The following is a 13,119-nucleotide window of genomic DNA, read 5'->3' on the forward strand; positions in this document are numbered from 1 at the left end:
CGGTTTGGACATCGAGTACGCCATTGCGAAAGCACACCAGGTTCCTGTTCGGCTTGAACGTGCCTGCAGGTTCCCGGGTGTGATACTTGATGTACTTGAGCAGTTGCTGGGCGTCGGACACTTTGATGGGGTGCCCGAAGGTCTTCAACAGTTGCTGGATCAGAGCAGTCTCCTCGACGATCCGGTAGACGCCGTTTTCGTAGCCGTAAAACAATTGACCAACGCAAGCGCAGCCGTCTCGATACTGCGCATCAAGGAAGGCCTGAGCAACGACGCGCTGAGACAGCTTGGGGAATTTTTCCACCACCGCCCATCGATTGAGATCGTCCGGGCGCCTAGCGACGCTGCCATCGGGCGTGAGGCAGCCGCCGCTCGCCGGGCAACCGTTGAACCCGTCCGCACGGATTTCTGCACAAGTCCGAGACGCTTGCTCAAAAGGTAGGCCAGTTGCGATCCGATGCCGGACGTAGTGGCACATCTTCCCTGTCGGTTCGCCCAACTTGACCGCCGCCCGGATAGCGTCCTGCACGGAGCTGTTGTCGGGCTTGCCAGTTGCATGGATGGATCCAACGGATCTGCTCACGTTGTCGTCAGGTCCACGGACGTCCGCGATGCTCACTCGGTTGACGAATGGTAGCCGGATCACATTGGACTGATTTGCATCGGGAATGACGATATCGCTCATTCTGCTACCCCATCACCGTGGGTATTGAGCTCGATGAACGCTTCCAGATCGGCGAGGCGATACATCACCCGACGTCCGATCTTCACATACGGCAGCGGATAGCGTTTAGTGCACGCCCAGACGGCGAGGGTTTGCGGCTTGGTGCCGAGGTAGGCCGCAGCAGCGGTTCGGTCGATGAGTTCTTTTTGCATGATCGGATTTCACTTCAATGCACCGGGATTCGGTGTAAGAAGGAGTTTGATCGATGCTCCTCGTCGATTCGACGGAGAAAAGTGGGGGGCAAAGTTTGCCCCTTTTCCATCGATGCTCGACATGCCGCTTCGGACATGCCGTACGCCGGAGTCACGCTATGCCGACAGGCCGTGAAGTGCGTGGAAGGTGTCGAAGCTAACAATGCGGTCAGCCGTCTTGGAGAGCTGGTCAAGCAGATCTTTCGGCGATGGGCGATCTTTGAAGTTGAGCAGTTCTACAAATTTCTTGCGACTGATCCGTTGCCCTTCAATATCGGCATAAAGCCGAAGATCGAAATAGGGTAGAACTCGGCTTTGATGCCATCTAAACACCTTCTTGCCGTAGTCGCCGCCCGTCACCCTGGCGTTGGCGTGCTTTCGCCACTTAGCCAGCCACTCCTGAAAATTCGAGGCAAGCTGATCGTCTGTTGCCCGCAAATCGACGGCCAAATGGGCGAAGGTTCCGGAGGCCATGCTTGCTCTGAGCAGCAGCAGTTCATCGATTGAGGCAGTCGGGTTTGGATGATCGCGTGAGTCGGAATCTGAAGCGGGCAAATTCGGGGCCGTCGCCATCTGCCCCGTCAGCTCTGCGGGATCGGCATTGATGCCATCAGGGGTGTTGTCATCCCTGGTCGACGCCGCAGCCTCGTTCGTAAGCCAACGCATCCGATTGATAGTGAGGGACTTTACGGAGCTCGTGTCGAGCTCATGCCCTGATTTCCATCGGTATGAAAAACCCAGTTCACACAGTGGGTCTTCTTCTAGTTTCTTAAACAGCGTGCGGACGGTATCAAGGTTTTCAGGGTCTCGCCGCAAGAGCTGAAGATTCGCTCGGTCAAGAATTAGCTGCGCCCACTTCTGCGGGCTCGCTTGTGCCAGGCCAGCATACTTCTCAAGTTTGTACCAAGGTGAAAGGTCGCTATCGGAGACGTAGTCGGTTTTTTTGGGCCTAGCCATAGCGTGGCATTCGTAGACAGGTATTGATCACGATGCACCGGCGTCGTAACCCCGGCGTAACCCCGAGACAAAAAGAAAAGGGCCTAGCCGAAGCTAAGCCCTTGAATCTTTTGGTAGGCCGTACGGGATTCGAACCTGTGACCAACGGATTAAAAGTCCGCTGCTCTACCAGCTGAGCTAACGACCCAAAAGAGAAGCGGGATTATAGCGATAGGATTGGCAGCCTGTCAACCCTTTGCGCGCCGCGCCGAAAAAGGAAAAGCCCGGGACAGCGGCTGTCCCGGGCTCTCCGGCGAGAGGCGCGCGTGACGTGTTGACCGACACTGCGCGTATTAACGCTACGACTGTACTACTTGATTTGCGACAACTTGCTTTGCGCCGACTGCGCGACGTCCGAGCTGCCGTATTGCGCAACGATCTGCTCGAGGGTCTTCTTTGCCGCGGCCTTCTGACCTTGTTCAAGCTGATTGTTCGCAATCGCGAGCAGCGCTTCCGGCGCACGCGGATGCTGCGGGTAATTCTTCACGACGCTTTCCCACGTAGCCGTGGAGCCCTTGTAGTCGCGCAGTGCATACAGCGCGTTGCCGAGCCAATACTGCGCGGTCGGCTGATAGGGGCTCTGCGGATACTTCGCGATGAAGCTGCGGAACGAGACCGCTGCGTTCTTGAAGTCACCGTTGCGGAACTGCGTGGAAGCCGCATTGAACGCGTCCGTCTCGCCCGGCTGGACCGTGCCTTCTACGCCATCGACCGTCTGCTGTTGCGGCTCGAATTTCTTCAGCCGCGTGTCGAGGTCGGTGTAGTAGTCCTTCTGCTGTTTCTGCAGCGTGGCAAGCTGGTTCGCCATGTCCTCGTTCTGTCCGCGAAGCGTCGCGACCTGCTGGTTCAACTGATCGAGACGGTTGGACTGGTCGAGGATGGTGCGTTGTGCGGCCGACAGCTGGCTCGACAGGCTATCGGTCTTCGTACGAAGATCGAGAATAGCCTGGCGGGCCTGGTCGTCGTCGAACATGCCTGCGTGCGCCGGCACGGCCATGAAGGCCGAGCCCGCGACGCAGGCGGCTGCGGCATGGCGCAGCCAGGAGAAACGATGCGTCATACGGCTCATCACCCGTTACTGTTGGTACACGAGATCGGCGCGGCGGTTTTGTGCCCACGACGATTCGTCATGACCGTCTGCCAGCGGCTTTTCCTTGCCGAGGCTCACGGCTTCCATTTGCGAATCCGGCACGCCCAGCAGCGACAGGGCGCGACGCACGGCTTCAGCACGCTTCTGGCCGAGTGCCAGGTTGTACTCGCTCGTACCGCGTTCGTCGGTGTTGCCCTGGATCAGAACGTGGCGTTCCGGGTGGGCTTTCAGATAACGCGCGTGTTGCGCCAGCAGCGACTGGTATTCGTCCTTGACCGAGTAGCTGTCGAAGTCGAAGTAGATGCTGCGCTTGGCGAGCGGGCTGTTCGGATCGTTCAGCTCGTCGACGTTCACCTGTGCGACGGCATTCGGGTTCGGTTGCGTTGCGACCGCGCCACCCTTGTTGGCGTTTTCGTCAAGCTTGACACCCGAATGACAGGCAGCGAGTGCACCGACCAGCAATGCGGCAAATACGATACGAAGTTTGGACATCATTGTTACTCTCCTTGTGTGTTATTGCATAAACGGGCCCCAGGACGGCTCGCGAACGATGCCGCCCTGAACGGACAGGACCTGCCGAGTGCGACCGTCGGTCGATACTGCGGCCAACACGCCACGGCCGTTCACCTGTGTGGCGTAAAGAATGTACTGACCATTCGCCGCGAAGCTCGGCGATTCGTCATGTGTTGTGTCGGTCAAACCAGTTGCCGTGCCTGCTTGCAGGTCCTGGATGTACAGCTTGAAGGCACCGCCCACACGTGAGATGTAGGCCAGTTCCTTGCCGTCCGGGCTCACGCGCGGGCTGGTGTTGTAGTTACCCGTGAACGTGACGCGCTGGGCTGCGCCGGCGCTTTCGCCTTGCGCGGGCATCTTGTAGATTTGCGGTTGACCGCCGCGGTCGCTAGTGAAATAGATCCACTGTCCGTCAGGAGAGTACGAGGGTTCGGTGTCGATCGAGGTGCCTTGGGTCAGGCGACGCAGACCGCTGCCGTCGGCATTGACGGCGAAGATCTGGGTGTTGCCTGTGCGCGAGAGCGCAACGGCGAGCGTGCGGCCATCGGGCGACCAGGCCGGCGCGCTGTTGTTGCCCTTCTGGTCCGACACGACGATCCGGCGCCCGGTAGGCAGATCGTGGATGTAGACGATGGGCTTCTTCTTTTCAAACGATACGTAAGCGACCTTGGTGCCATCAGGCGACCAGGCCGGCGAGATGATCGGCTCGGGGCTCGACAGCGCAATGTGCGCGTCCTGGCCATCCGAATCGGAAATCTGCAACTGGTAACGGTTGCCCGTCTTGATGACGTAAGACAGACGGGTGGCGAACACGCCGCGCGAACCCATCAACTTTGCGTAGATGTAGTCCGCAACCTTGTGAGCGCTCATCCGCAAGCCGCTTTCGGGACTCACCAGCACGAGGCCGCCAAGGCTTTCGCCCTTGACCGTGTCGTACAGCTTGAAGCGCACTTCGTACTGGCCGTTCGGCAGACGGTTCACGCTGCCGGCGACGAATGCGTTGGCGCCCTTGGCCTTCCAGCTGCCCAGGTCCACCGAGTCGGTTTCGGCTACCGGCGCGCTACCCGCGTCGATATTGGTGAATTTGCCGCTGCGCTGAAGGTCCTGGCGCACGATAGTGCTGACCTGCTGCGGCGAGCTCGCTTCATTCGCGAAGTTCGCGGTTGCGATTGGAAACTGTGTGGACCCGACGCCCGTTACGAGGACGTTGAGTTGTGCGTGCGCTGCGCCGCCCGCCGCAATCAGGCACGACGCCACCAATGTCCGCAGGCCTAGCTTGGTCATCAAACTCATGCTGTATGGGTTCCCAATAAAAACAGATTTCTAACACTGTATGACAGCAGACAGACCCCGAAACTTTCAATTCGTTCCCGGGCACGCCCCGCTGGGCGGGGCGTCGCGCCTGCGGTCACCCTGCCGGCCGCAACGTGATCTTAAAGCTCGACGGCGTCTTGCCATCGGTGTCGACCGGCATCGGATCGGACGCCCGGACTGCCCGCTCGGCGGCCTCATCCCATTGAGCGTTACCGCTGCTGCGCGTCACCGCCACGCTCAGCAACGTACCGGACGGCCCACAGCGAACCGCGATCTCAGTCTCGAGCCCTTGCGTATCACCGGACCAGATGATGTTCGGACGCACGCGGCGGCGCACCTTGTCCGCATAGCCGGGTGAAGTCGCCGTACCGCCTGAGCCGCTACCTGTGCCGGCCTTCGCAAGACCTTCACCGGTCGAGCCTTCGCCGCCTGCCATGCCTTGCATTTGCGCGAGACGGGCGCGGCGGTCCTGATCGAGCTTCTTCGCCTGTGCCGCGGCATCTGCCTGCGCCTTGGCTTTGGCTGCTGCCTTCTGTGCATCAGCCTTTTTCTGCGCGTCAGCCTGAGCCTGCTTTTGCTGGTCCTCTTGCTGCTGCTTCAACTGATCCTGTTTCTGCTGCTCGGCCAACTGTTGTTGTTTGAGCTTGTCAGCCTGCAGTTGCTGCTGCTTCTGCTTGGCCGCCGCCGCTTTTTGCGCGGCGAGCTGCGCGGCCTGGTCGGCAGCGAGTTGCTGCTGACGCTTCGCCTCGGCTTCCTGCTGGGCCTGCAACTGCTGCTGACGCTGCTGCTCGGCGAGCTGTGCCTGGCGCTGCGCTTCCTGTTGCTGGCGCTTCTTCTCCTGCAGCGCAATATCGGCCTGTTCATCAGGCAGAGGCGGGGCAGGGGCCACCGCCACCGGAGGCGGTGGTGGCGGCTTCGGCGTGCTGATGTCAGGCACGTCTGTCCACAACTCGGCTTCGGCGCCGGCTGGCGTGCTGTTTTGCCAATGAATGCCGTGGTACAGAAAGAACCCCAGCAGCACGTGCATCACCACGGCGAGCGCAAAGGCTCGCCCGGTGCCGCGTTCACGCGGTGGCTGGAGCGGGTAAGCGGAATTCTTGCGGATCATTGCGATTTGACGAGCAACCCAACGCGCTTGACGCCGCGAGCCTTCAGGTCCGACATCACATTCATCACGGCTTCGTACTTTACCGTCTTGTCGGCGGCGATGACGACCGGCTGATCCGGGTGCGACTGTTCACGGTCTGTGACGAAGCTGTTCAGGTCGGCCTTCGTCATGTCTTCCTGCTGCATGGCGCCATTGTCGTCCTTGTACTTGACACTCATGTTGCCGTCGGCGCGGATGTTGACGACCACGGGCGGTGTCTGTTGCTGCGGCGCAGCCCCGCCGACAGTGGGCAGATTGACGATCGACGGCGCGACGAGCGGTGCAGTCACCATGAAAATCACGAGCAGCACGAGCATCACGTCGATGTACGGCACGACGTTGATGTCGGCCATGGCGCGGCGCGAGCGGCCGCCGCGCATGCTGGAGGAGCGACTTGAGGAACCGGCCATCGTAGACTCCTTAGTGCGCCTGGCGCTGCAGGATGTTCGAGAATTCTTCGATGAACGTCTCGAAGCGGATCGCCAGACGGTCGATGTCATGCGCGTACCGGTTGTACGCGACCACCGCCGGAATCGCGGCGAACAGGCCGATGGCCGTTGCGGTCAGCGCTTCGGCGATGCCAGGTGCGACGTTGGCAAGCGTGGCCTGCTGCACGTTAGCAAGACCGCGGAACGCGTTCATGATCCCCCACACGGTGCCGAACAGGCCGATATACGGGCTGACCGAACCCACCGAGGCGAGGAACGCGAGATTGGCTTCGAGTACGTCCATCTCGCGCTGGAAAGCAGCGCGCATGGCACGACGGGCGCCGTCGAGGATCAGGCCCGGGTCGTTGAGACGCTTTTCCTTGCCCTTCAGAAACTCGCGCATACCGGATTCGAAAATGCGCTCAAGTGCGCCGATCGTATGGCGGTTGTTCGCGGCGCTTTGATAGAGCGCCTGCAGGTCGCCACCGGACCAGAAGTCGCGTTCGAAGCGTTCAGTTTGCGCGCGCGCGCGGCGGATCGCAAACCACTTGCGGAAGATGAAAGTCCATGACAGCAGCGATAGCAGCAGCAGCAGCGCCATCACTGCCTGCGCCAGCAGGCTCGCATTGAGTACGAGAGAAATGATCGACAGATCTTGTGTAGTGTTCATATAGGTTCGTTGTAACGTCCCGTAAGGGGGCGTCCGGCTGCAAGGTTGGGCGAAGCTTGTCGTCGGGAAACCGGAAGCATCGGCGAACCGCAAGCCGAACCATGCTTTGTGTCGCTTGATCGATACGAGTTCACTGGCCCCGTAACAACGGTGCTCAGTCGTTGTCCGTTGACACGGAGGGTGCACATACACCGGCGCCGCGCCGCAATGCGGCCAGGACGGGTGCCGGAATCGGTGCAGGACGCAGCGCAACCCGGTCGACGCAGCCGACGCGAACGGTGCCGGTAGCAAGCAGCGTGCCGTCGCGCCAGGCTTCCTGGGCGAAATCCACCGAGGCGCGACCGATCCGCACCGCCTGGCTGGTGACCTTGATGAGCTCGTCCAACCGGGCGGGCGCACGATAGTCCACCGCAGTGCTCCGCACGACGAAAAGAGCACCCGTTTCTTCGGCGACGCGGTTCTGATCGACTCCGCACGAGCGCAACCATTCGGTACGCGCCCGTTCGAAAAACTTCAGATAGTTTGCGTAGAACACGATGCCACCGGCATCGGTATCTTCGTAGTACACGCGAATCGGCCAGACGAAGTCGATTCCGGCGCCGGGCTCGCTGAGGGACATATCCATGCGGCGCATTTTACCGGAACGCACACCCAGGCGTTTTTTTCCGGGTGCGGCGTGCGGTTAACGGGCGATAGCTTCGAGCTCAGCCGCGATGCACGGACAAGCCGGCAAACGACTGCGCCACCGGCATCAGTTCGATCGTGTTGATGTTCACATGCGCGGGGCGCGTGGCGATCCAGTAGATCGAATCCGCGATGTCTTCAGCGGTGAGCGGCTGTACGTTCTGATAGACGTTGGCCGCTTTTTCGTCGTCGCCGCGAAAGCGCACGTTCGAGAACTCGGTGCCGCCGCACAGGCCCGGTTCGATATCGGTCACGCGGATCGCGGTGCCGGCCAGATCGGCGCGCAGGTTCAGGCTGAACTGACGCACGAACGCCTTGGTTGCGCCGTACACGTTGCCGCCCGCATACGGCCAGGTCCCGGCCACCGAACCCAGGTTGAACACGTGGCCGCGATTGCGCTCGACCATGCCTGGCAGCAACGCGCGCGTGACCTGGACGAGCCCGGTGCAGTTCGTGTCGATCATGGTGGTCCAGTCGTCCAGTTCCGCGCGTTGCGCAGGTTCCAGCCCAAGCGCGAGACCGGCGTTGTTCACGAGCACATCGACCGCGGCGAATTCGGGCGGCAGAGAGGCGGGCGCGGCTTCGACGGCGGCGCGGTCGCGCACATCCAGTTCGAGCGGCAGCAGGGCGTCGCCGAGCTCGTCAGCAAGCTGTTGCAGACGATCCTTGCGGCGTGCGGTGGCGACAACGCGATGGCCGCCTTTGACAAAAGCACGGGCGATGGCAGCGCCGAATCCCGCGGACGCTCCGGTGACGAACACGATCATTGCAGTTCCCTGGTCGGTAGAGGAGAAAGGTCCAAAGCCTACTTCCAATGCGGCGCTGCGGCAAGAATGACCCTGCCGTAAGCGTGTTGGGAAGGCATCTGTAAAGCGGGGCGCCCGCAGGCGCGAGCCGGCGGCTTCCGGACGCCTTTCATCAGACGTTTTTGCGCACCTGGCGACGCGCTCTCGGGAGGGCCGCGCGGGCGGCTCAAGCCCGCTGCACCGCCCGGCTGCACGCCGGTTGCCTATTCGGGGCGCTTCCAATACACTAACGCGCTCACCCCTGCGTGACTGGCGATAGAACCAAACAGGTTCAAGGTGGAGCGACCCACCGTGAAGCGCAGGGTGCCGTTTTGCCGTTCGCCTGGGCAGCCGTGATCCGCGCGCATTCATCTGCGCCGCCGGTGGCTGTCCTGCCTCGCGTGTGCGGCGCTTCTTCATCCGCCACAACAGGGCTGGCCCAGCCGCCAGTAGCGCCGCGTACCCACTACGCGTTCTGCACGAAATTCGGCGCACGATCCGGTCAACCTGAACACACTCAACGGAACCCGTATGTTTGACAAAGCCCAAAGCACCATCGCCAACGTCGACCCCGAACTCTGGAAGGCGATTGAGAAGGAAAACCGCCGTCAGGAAGACCACATCGAACTGATCGCGTCGGAAAATTACACGAGTCCGGCCGTGATGGCCGCTCAAGGCTCGCAGCTCACCAACAAGTACGCCGAAGGTTATCCGGGCAAGCGCTACTACGGCGGCTGCGAGTACGTGGACATCGTCGAACAGCTCGCCATTGACCGCGTGAAGGAAATCTTCGGTGCGGAAGCCGCGAATGTGCAGCCGAATTCGGGTTCGCAAGCCAACCAGGGCGTGTTTTTCGCCATGCTCAAGCCGGGTGACACGATCATGGGCATGAGCCTCGCGCACGGCGGCCATTTGACGCACGGCTCGCCCGTGAACATGTCGGGCAAATGGTTCAACGTCGTGAGCTACGGCCTTAACGAAGCAGAAGATATCGACTACGACGCCGCTGAAAAGCTCGCCCAGGAACACAAGCCAAAGCTGATCGTGGCGGGCGCCTCGGCATTCGCACTGCGTATCGACTTCGAACGCCTGTCGAAAATCGCCAAGTCGGTAGGTGCATACTTCATGGTCGACATGGCGCACTACGCCGGCCTGATCGCCGCGGGCGTCTATCCGAACCCGGTGCCGCACGCCGACTTCGTCACCACCACCACCCACAAGAGCCTGCGTGGCCCGCGCGGTGGCGTAATCCTGATGAAGGCTGAGTTCGAAAAGCAGATCAACTCGGCCATTTTCCCGGGTATCCAGGGCGGTCCGCTGATGCACGTGATCGCCGGTAAGGCGGTTGCATTCAAGGAAGCGCTGTCGCCGGAATTCAAGGAATACCAGCAAAAGGTCGCTGAAAACGCTCGCGTGCTGGCTGAGACGCTGGTGAAGCGCGGTCTGCGCATTGTGTCGGGCCGCACCGAAAGCCACGTGATGCTGGTCGACCTGCGTGCCAAGCACATCACCGGCAAGGCAGCGGAAGCGGCGCTCGGCGCAGCGCACATCACGGTCAACAAGAACGCCATCCCGAACGATCCGGAAAAGCCGTTCGTCACGAGCGGTGTGCGTCTCGGCTCGCCGGCAATGACCACGCGTGGTTTTGGCGTGAAGGAAGCGGAGCAGGTGGGTAACCTGATCGCCGACGTACTGGACAACCCGGAAGATGCAGCCACGATTGAACGCGTGCGCGGCCAGGTCGCCGAGTTGACAGCGCGCTTCCCGGTCTACAAGTAAGCGGCGATGCGCTGCCCCTTCTGCCGGCACGACGATACGCAGGTCGTGGATTCCCGCGTATCCGAAGACGGTGCCGCGATTCGCCGGCGCCGCCGTTGCCCCGCCTGCGACAAACGTTTTACGACGTATGAGCGGGTGGAGCTGGCGTTGCCGTCGGTCGTCAAGAAGGATGGCAGCCGCACCGAATTTGATCGCCGCAAGATCGTCGCGAGCATGCAACTGGCGCTGAGAAAGCGCCCGGTTGCCGCGGACGCGATCGACGCGGCGGTCGCCCGCATTGAGTATCAGCTGCTGGGCAGCGGTGAACGAGAGGTGCGCAGCGAGCGCCTCGGCGAACTCGTGATGAACGAGTTGCGCGAGCTCGACACCATTGCGTATGTCCGCTTTGCCTCTGTTTACCGTCGCTTCGAAGATGTGTCCGAATTCGAAGACGTGATAGAAGAATTCCGCCGCGCGGCCACGCCGCCGAAGCCTCCCCGCAAGCGCTGATCGAGGCGCCGATTTTTCGCGCGGTAGCATTGCTGCCTCCCTTTCTGAATTCGTCACCCCGACATTGTTGCGGGTGCTGACGCTCGCCGCTACCTGGCCGTTCGGCCGATTGTTGAGACCCCGCAGCCTGAGTAAATTGTCCGCATCCTTTTTGAAAATAAGGAATGCAGATGACACAAGTAGTTTTCTCCTGGCGCATGCGCGGCGGGTTCACGTTGATCGAAACGCTGGTTGCGGTCGCGATTCTGGCGGTGATCGCGGTAATGACAACTCCGTCGTTCGTCGCGTGGCATGTGCGCGATCAGGTCGACGCGCGGGCCCGGGCGTTGCTCTCCACGCTGTCGTACGCGCGCAGCGAGGCGGTCAGACGCGGCGTGCGCGTGACAGTGTGCCGCGTCGACGCCGCAGGTCATTGTCTTGCCGCCGGGCAAGCGTGCCGTACCGGGGCAGCGGACTGGTCGTGCGGATGGGCGGTGACGGTCGAGCGCGGCGGGTTGCCCTCGGTGTTGCGCGCCCAGGCGGAAATGGCCGCGGTCAACATTGCCGGCACTCAAACCAATCTCACCTTTACTCCACCCGCTGGGCAGTTGATCGGTAGCTTCCGTAGCTTCGACATTGCGCCGCGTTTTCCTACGCGAGCCACTCAGGGTCAGTCCTGGCGGCGTTGCATAAGAATTGCAGCGGGTGGCAGGCCACGCATCGCCGACGGTGCTTGTGGAGCGACCTCATGAAATCGGCACGGACTACATGGCCGTGCGGTTCGCGCGGTGCTTCGCTGATCGAGGTAATGATCGCGGTCGCACTGACGGCAATCACCGCGCTTGGCCTCATTGCCTCGCAGTTGTGGATTGCCCGTGAGGCGCGCGCTGCTGCGTTGCGCGAACACGCTGCTTTGTTGGCTGACGCTGTTGTCGAGGCGTCCCGCGCGCCCATCGGCGGTGAGGCCGAGCTTCGGCAATGGCGTACACGTACGGCGAGTTTGCTGCCGCAGGGCGAAGCATCGATCAGCGAACGTGGCGACGGTATTTCCTCCACACGGGTGATCTGGTCGGCTGTGCGCAACTCGCGGGGACAAGGCGAGTTGATCGATAAGCCGGAGTCATGCGGCGACCTGGCGGCTCCGTCCGGCATGGCGTGCATTGCAATGGCGTTTGCGAAATGAAGCGGCGGCCATTTTCTCTTCTTGGTCATACGCTCGTTGAGTTGGTTGTCGCCGTCGCATTGGGGCTGGTCGTGACCGCGGGCGCCGTATCGCTTTACCGGTCACAACGTGCAGCCTTCACGCGGGCGAGAGACGCGCTTCAGATACACGAAGCAGGCCTGACGGCGCTCACGCTGATCGGCCAGCAAATCCAGACGACCGGCTTCGTACCGGCGGACGCGTCGCGGCCGCAAGTCAGACCAACTCTGTTCGGTTGTTCGGGCGCGCGACCAACGGGCGCCGACGACAACCTCGCCTGCGAACTGCTAGCGAGCCGCTCGGACGGCATCGCGGTCCGCTACATCGGCGATACCGTTTCGACGTGGCCCTCCGCAACGGGGCAGTCCACTGACTGCCTGGGTCAGGCCGTCAGCACTGCAAGCGCCGATGTGGGCGTGCGCGGTGTGCTGGTCGTCAACCGTTTTTACGCAAAGCGAGCGGTTCGACCGGGGAATCCGAGCTGTATTGCGAGGGCAGCGGCAAGGTCGGCTCGGCTCAGCCGTTGGTTGAGGGTGTCGAGCGGCTGCGGGTCAGGTACTGGCTAGCCGGGGCTCAAAGTGCCCTCGACGCATCCGCGCTCGCGGCCGGGCAGTGGGTGAACGTCGTCGCGGTGGACCTGTGCGTTCTGGTGCGCGGCGCGCCGCAGGGCCGCCGTACGCGCTATGTCGATTGCGACGGCGTGAGCGCGACAGGCGCGGATATGCGCGTGCGCCAGGCATTCTGGCGGCGCGTGGCCATCCGCAACAACGAGGGGAGCGCGCCATGACGCTCGGGCATGCAAGGCGCGGCTGCTTTGCGAAGGGACGGGGACCGGCACTTGGTCATCCGGAGCTGCGAGGGGCGGGGCGCAGGGAGAGTGCTGGATGCACCCTTCCGGGCGGGCGCGTTGCGCGGATTCGCGGTACCGCGTTGCCGGTGGTGCTGCTGATCGCGTCGATGATGCTGACAACGTCTGCAGCGTGGTTCGAGGCTTCGTTGGCAGCGGCACGCGGCGTCGCCGACTTGCGCGACACGCTGCAGGCGTTCCACGCCGCCGACTCGGCGCTGACAATTTGCGCGCAAGCGGTGCTAGCGGGTACCGCGCCGGTTACGGCCCGCGTCGCCAATG

Annotated in this window: 15 protein-coding genes, 1 tRNA gene, 2 pseudogenes and 1 riboswitch; of the genes and pseudogenes, 6 read left to right on the forward strand and 12 right to left on the reverse strand. The window is 62.0% G+C overall.

The annotated features are described in order from the left end of the window. From VGH41_RS20090 to ydfG, 12 genes are all read right to left on the reverse strand, one after another. On the reverse strand, window positions 1-685 hold a 685-nt coding region (locus VGH41_RS20090), incomplete at its 3' end, for a hypothetical protein (RefSeq protein WP_331599293.1). Beyond that, complete coding sequence (locus tag VGH41_RS20095; RefSeq protein ID WP_331599294.1) at window positions 682-876, reverse strand: helix-turn-helix domain-containing protein; 195 nt, start codon at window positions 874-876, stop codon at window positions 682-684. The genes VGH41_RS20095 and VGH41_RS20090, both read right to left, overlap by 4 nt. Window positions 877-1,032: 156 nt before the next feature. Further along, window positions 1,033-1,872, reverse strand: a complete 840-nt coding sequence (locus tag VGH41_RS20100) for a DUF6387 family protein (RefSeq protein ID WP_331599295.1) — start codon at window positions 1,870-1,872, stop codon at window positions 1,033-1,035. A 111-nt stretch (window positions 1,873-1,983) separates the two neighbouring features. Beyond that, window positions 1,984-2,059: transfer RNA gene (locus VGH41_RS20105), tRNA-Lys, on the reverse strand. Window positions 2,060-2,221: 162 nt separating this feature from the next. Further along, window positions 2,222-2,971, reverse strand: coding sequence for a tol-pal system protein YbgF (gene ybgF, locus VGH41_RS20110; RefSeq protein WP_331599296.1), 750 nt, complete (start codon window positions 2,969-2,971; stop codon window positions 2,222-2,224). 15 nt (window positions 2,972-2,986) lie between these two features. After that, window positions 2,987-3,496: a peptidoglycan-associated lipoprotein Pal gene (pal, locus tag VGH41_RS20115; RefSeq protein WP_331599298.1), complete on the reverse strand. Its 510-nt coding sequence runs from the start codon at window positions 3,494-3,496 to the stop codon at window positions 2,987-2,989. Between the two features lie 18 nt (window positions 3,497-3,514). Continuing rightward, window positions 3,515-4,807 (reverse strand): Tol-Pal system beta propeller repeat protein TolB, encoded by a 1,293-nt coding sequence (gene tolB, locus VGH41_RS20120; protein ID WP_331599299.1) that lies wholly within the window; start codon window positions 4,805-4,807, stop codon window positions 3,515-3,517. A 115-nt stretch (window positions 4,808-4,922) separates the two neighbouring features. Beyond that, window positions 4,923-5,936, reverse strand: a complete 1,014-nt coding sequence (gene tolA / locus VGH41_RS20125; protein ID WP_331599300.1) for a cell envelope integrity protein TolA — start codon at window positions 5,934-5,936, stop codon at window positions 4,923-4,925. Next, on the reverse strand, window positions 5,933-6,385 hold the full coding sequence (gene tolR / locus VGH41_RS20130) for a protein TolR (RefSeq protein WP_331599301.1): 453 nt from the start codon (window positions 6,383-6,385) through the stop codon (window positions 5,933-5,935). The genes tolA and tolR overlap by 4 nt, the downstream gene beginning before the upstream one ends. Before the next feature lie 10 nt (window positions 6,386-6,395). Beyond that, entirely contained in the window at window positions 6,396-7,073 is a 678-nt protein-coding gene (tolQ, locus tag VGH41_RS20135; RefSeq protein ID WP_074265790.1) for a protein TolQ, read from the reverse strand. A 154-nt stretch (window positions 7,074-7,227) separates the two neighbouring features. Beyond that, entirely contained in the window at window positions 7,228-7,707 is a 480-nt protein-coding gene (gene ybgC / locus VGH41_RS20140; protein WP_331599307.1) for a tol-pal system-associated acyl-CoA thioesterase, read from the reverse strand. Window positions 7,708-7,777: 70 nt separating this feature from the next. Next, entirely contained in the window at window positions 7,778-8,524 is a 747-nt protein-coding gene (ydfG, locus tag VGH41_RS20145) for a bifunctional NADP-dependent 3-hydroxy acid dehydrogenase/3-hydroxypropionate dehydrogenase YdfG (RefSeq protein WP_331599302.1), read from the reverse strand. Window positions 8,525-8,798: 274 nt separating this feature from the next. Further along, window positions 8,799-8,898, forward strand: a riboswitch (ZMP/ZTP riboswitch). A 175-nt stretch (window positions 8,899-9,073) separates the two neighbouring features. On the opposite strand from ydfG, the gene glyA reads away from it, so the two are divergent. From glyA to VGH41_RS20175, 6 genes and pseudogenes are all read left to right on the forward strand, one after another. After that, entirely contained in the window at window positions 9,074-10,321 is a 1,248-nt protein-coding gene (glyA, locus tag VGH41_RS20150; RefSeq protein WP_331599303.1) for a serine hydroxymethyltransferase, read from the forward strand. Between the two features lie 6 nt (window positions 10,322-10,327). After that, window positions 10,328-10,810: a transcriptional regulator NrdR gene (gene nrdR / locus VGH41_RS20155; protein ID WP_331599304.1), complete on the forward strand. Its 483-nt coding sequence runs from the start codon at window positions 10,328-10,330 to the stop codon at window positions 10,808-10,810. Between the two features lie 164 nt (window positions 10,811-10,974). Then, on the forward strand, window positions 10,975-11,541 hold the full coding sequence (locus VGH41_RS20160; RefSeq protein ID WP_414696686.1) for a GspH/FimT family pseudopilin: 567 nt from the start codon (window positions 10,975-10,977) through the stop codon (window positions 11,539-11,541). Beyond that, window positions 11,538-11,972: a type IV pilus modification PilV family protein gene (locus VGH41_RS20165; protein ID WP_331599306.1), complete on the forward strand. Its 435-nt coding sequence runs from the start codon at window positions 11,538-11,540 to the stop codon at window positions 11,970-11,972. The genes VGH41_RS20160 and VGH41_RS20165 overlap by 4 nt, the downstream gene beginning before the upstream one ends. Continuing rightward, a pseudogene (locus VGH41_RS20170) lies at window positions 11,969-12,777 on the forward strand (PilW family protein). The gene VGH41_RS20165 and the pseudogene VGH41_RS20170 overlap by 4 nt, the downstream one beginning before the upstream one ends. Further along, window positions 12,774-13,119, forward strand: a pseudogene (locus VGH41_RS20175) (hypothetical protein); the annotation flags it as partial. The pseudogenes VGH41_RS20170 and VGH41_RS20175, both read left to right, overlap by 4 nt.

It is taken from the genome of Paraburkholderia sp. (assembly GCF_036488795.1).
Taxonomy (GTDB): Bacteria; Pseudomonadota; Gammaproteobacteria; order Burkholderiales; family Burkholderiaceae; genus Paraburkholderia.

Excerpts from the sequence above, each read along its gene's own strand:
- ybgF (WP_331599296.1), bottom strand. The coding sequence starts at position 2,971 with ATGACGCATCGTTTCTCCTGGCTGCGCCATGCCGCAGCCGCCTGCGTC.
- ydfG (WP_331599302.1), bottom strand. The coding sequence starts at position 8,524 with ATGATCGTGTTCGTCACCGGAGCGTCCGCGGGATTCGGCGCTGCCATC.
- VGH41_RS20160 (WP_414696686.1), top strand. The coding sequence starts at position 10,975 with ATGCAGATGACACAAGTAGTTTTCTCCTGGCGCATGCGCGGCGGGTTC.
- glyA (WP_331599303.1), top strand. The coding sequence starts at position 9,074 with ATGTTTGACAAAGCCCAAAGCACCATCGCCAACGTCGACCCCGAACTC.
- pal (WP_331599298.1), bottom strand. The coding sequence starts at position 3,496 with ATGATGTCCAAACTTCGTATCGTATTTGCCGCATTGCTGGTCGGTGCA.
- VGH41_RS20100 (WP_331599295.1), bottom strand. The coding sequence starts at position 1,872 with ATGGCTAGGCCCAAAAAAACCGACTACGTCTCCGATAGCGACCTTTCA.
- ybgC (WP_331599307.1), bottom strand. The coding sequence starts at position 7,707 with ATGCGCCGCATGGATATGTCCCTCAGCGAGCCCGGCGCCGGAATCGAC.
- nrdR (WP_331599304.1), top strand. The coding sequence starts at position 10,328 with ATGCGCTGCCCCTTCTGCCGGCACGACGATACGCAGGTCGTGGATTCC.
- tolB (WP_331599299.1), bottom strand. The coding sequence starts at position 4,807 with ATGAGTTTGATGACCAAGCTAGGCCTGCGGACATTGGTGGCGTCGTGC.
- tolA (WP_331599300.1), bottom strand. The coding sequence starts at position 5,936 with ATGATCCGCAAGAATTCCGCTTACCCGCTCCAGCCACCGCGTGAACGC.
- VGH41_RS20165 (WP_331599306.1), top strand. The coding sequence starts at position 11,538 with ATGAAATCGGCACGGACTACATGGCCGTGCGGTTCGCGCGGTGCTTCG.
- tolQ (WP_074265790.1), bottom strand. The coding sequence starts at position 7,073 with ATGAACACTACACAAGATCTGTCGATCATTTCTCTCGTACTCAATGCG.
- VGH41_RS20095 (WP_331599294.1), bottom strand. The coding sequence starts at position 876 with ATGCAAAAAGAACTCATCGACCGAACCGCTGCTGCGGCCTACCTCGGC.
- tolR (WP_331599301.1), bottom strand. The coding sequence starts at position 6,385 with ATGGCCGGTTCCTCAAGTCGCTCCTCCAGCATGCGCGGCGGCCGCTCG.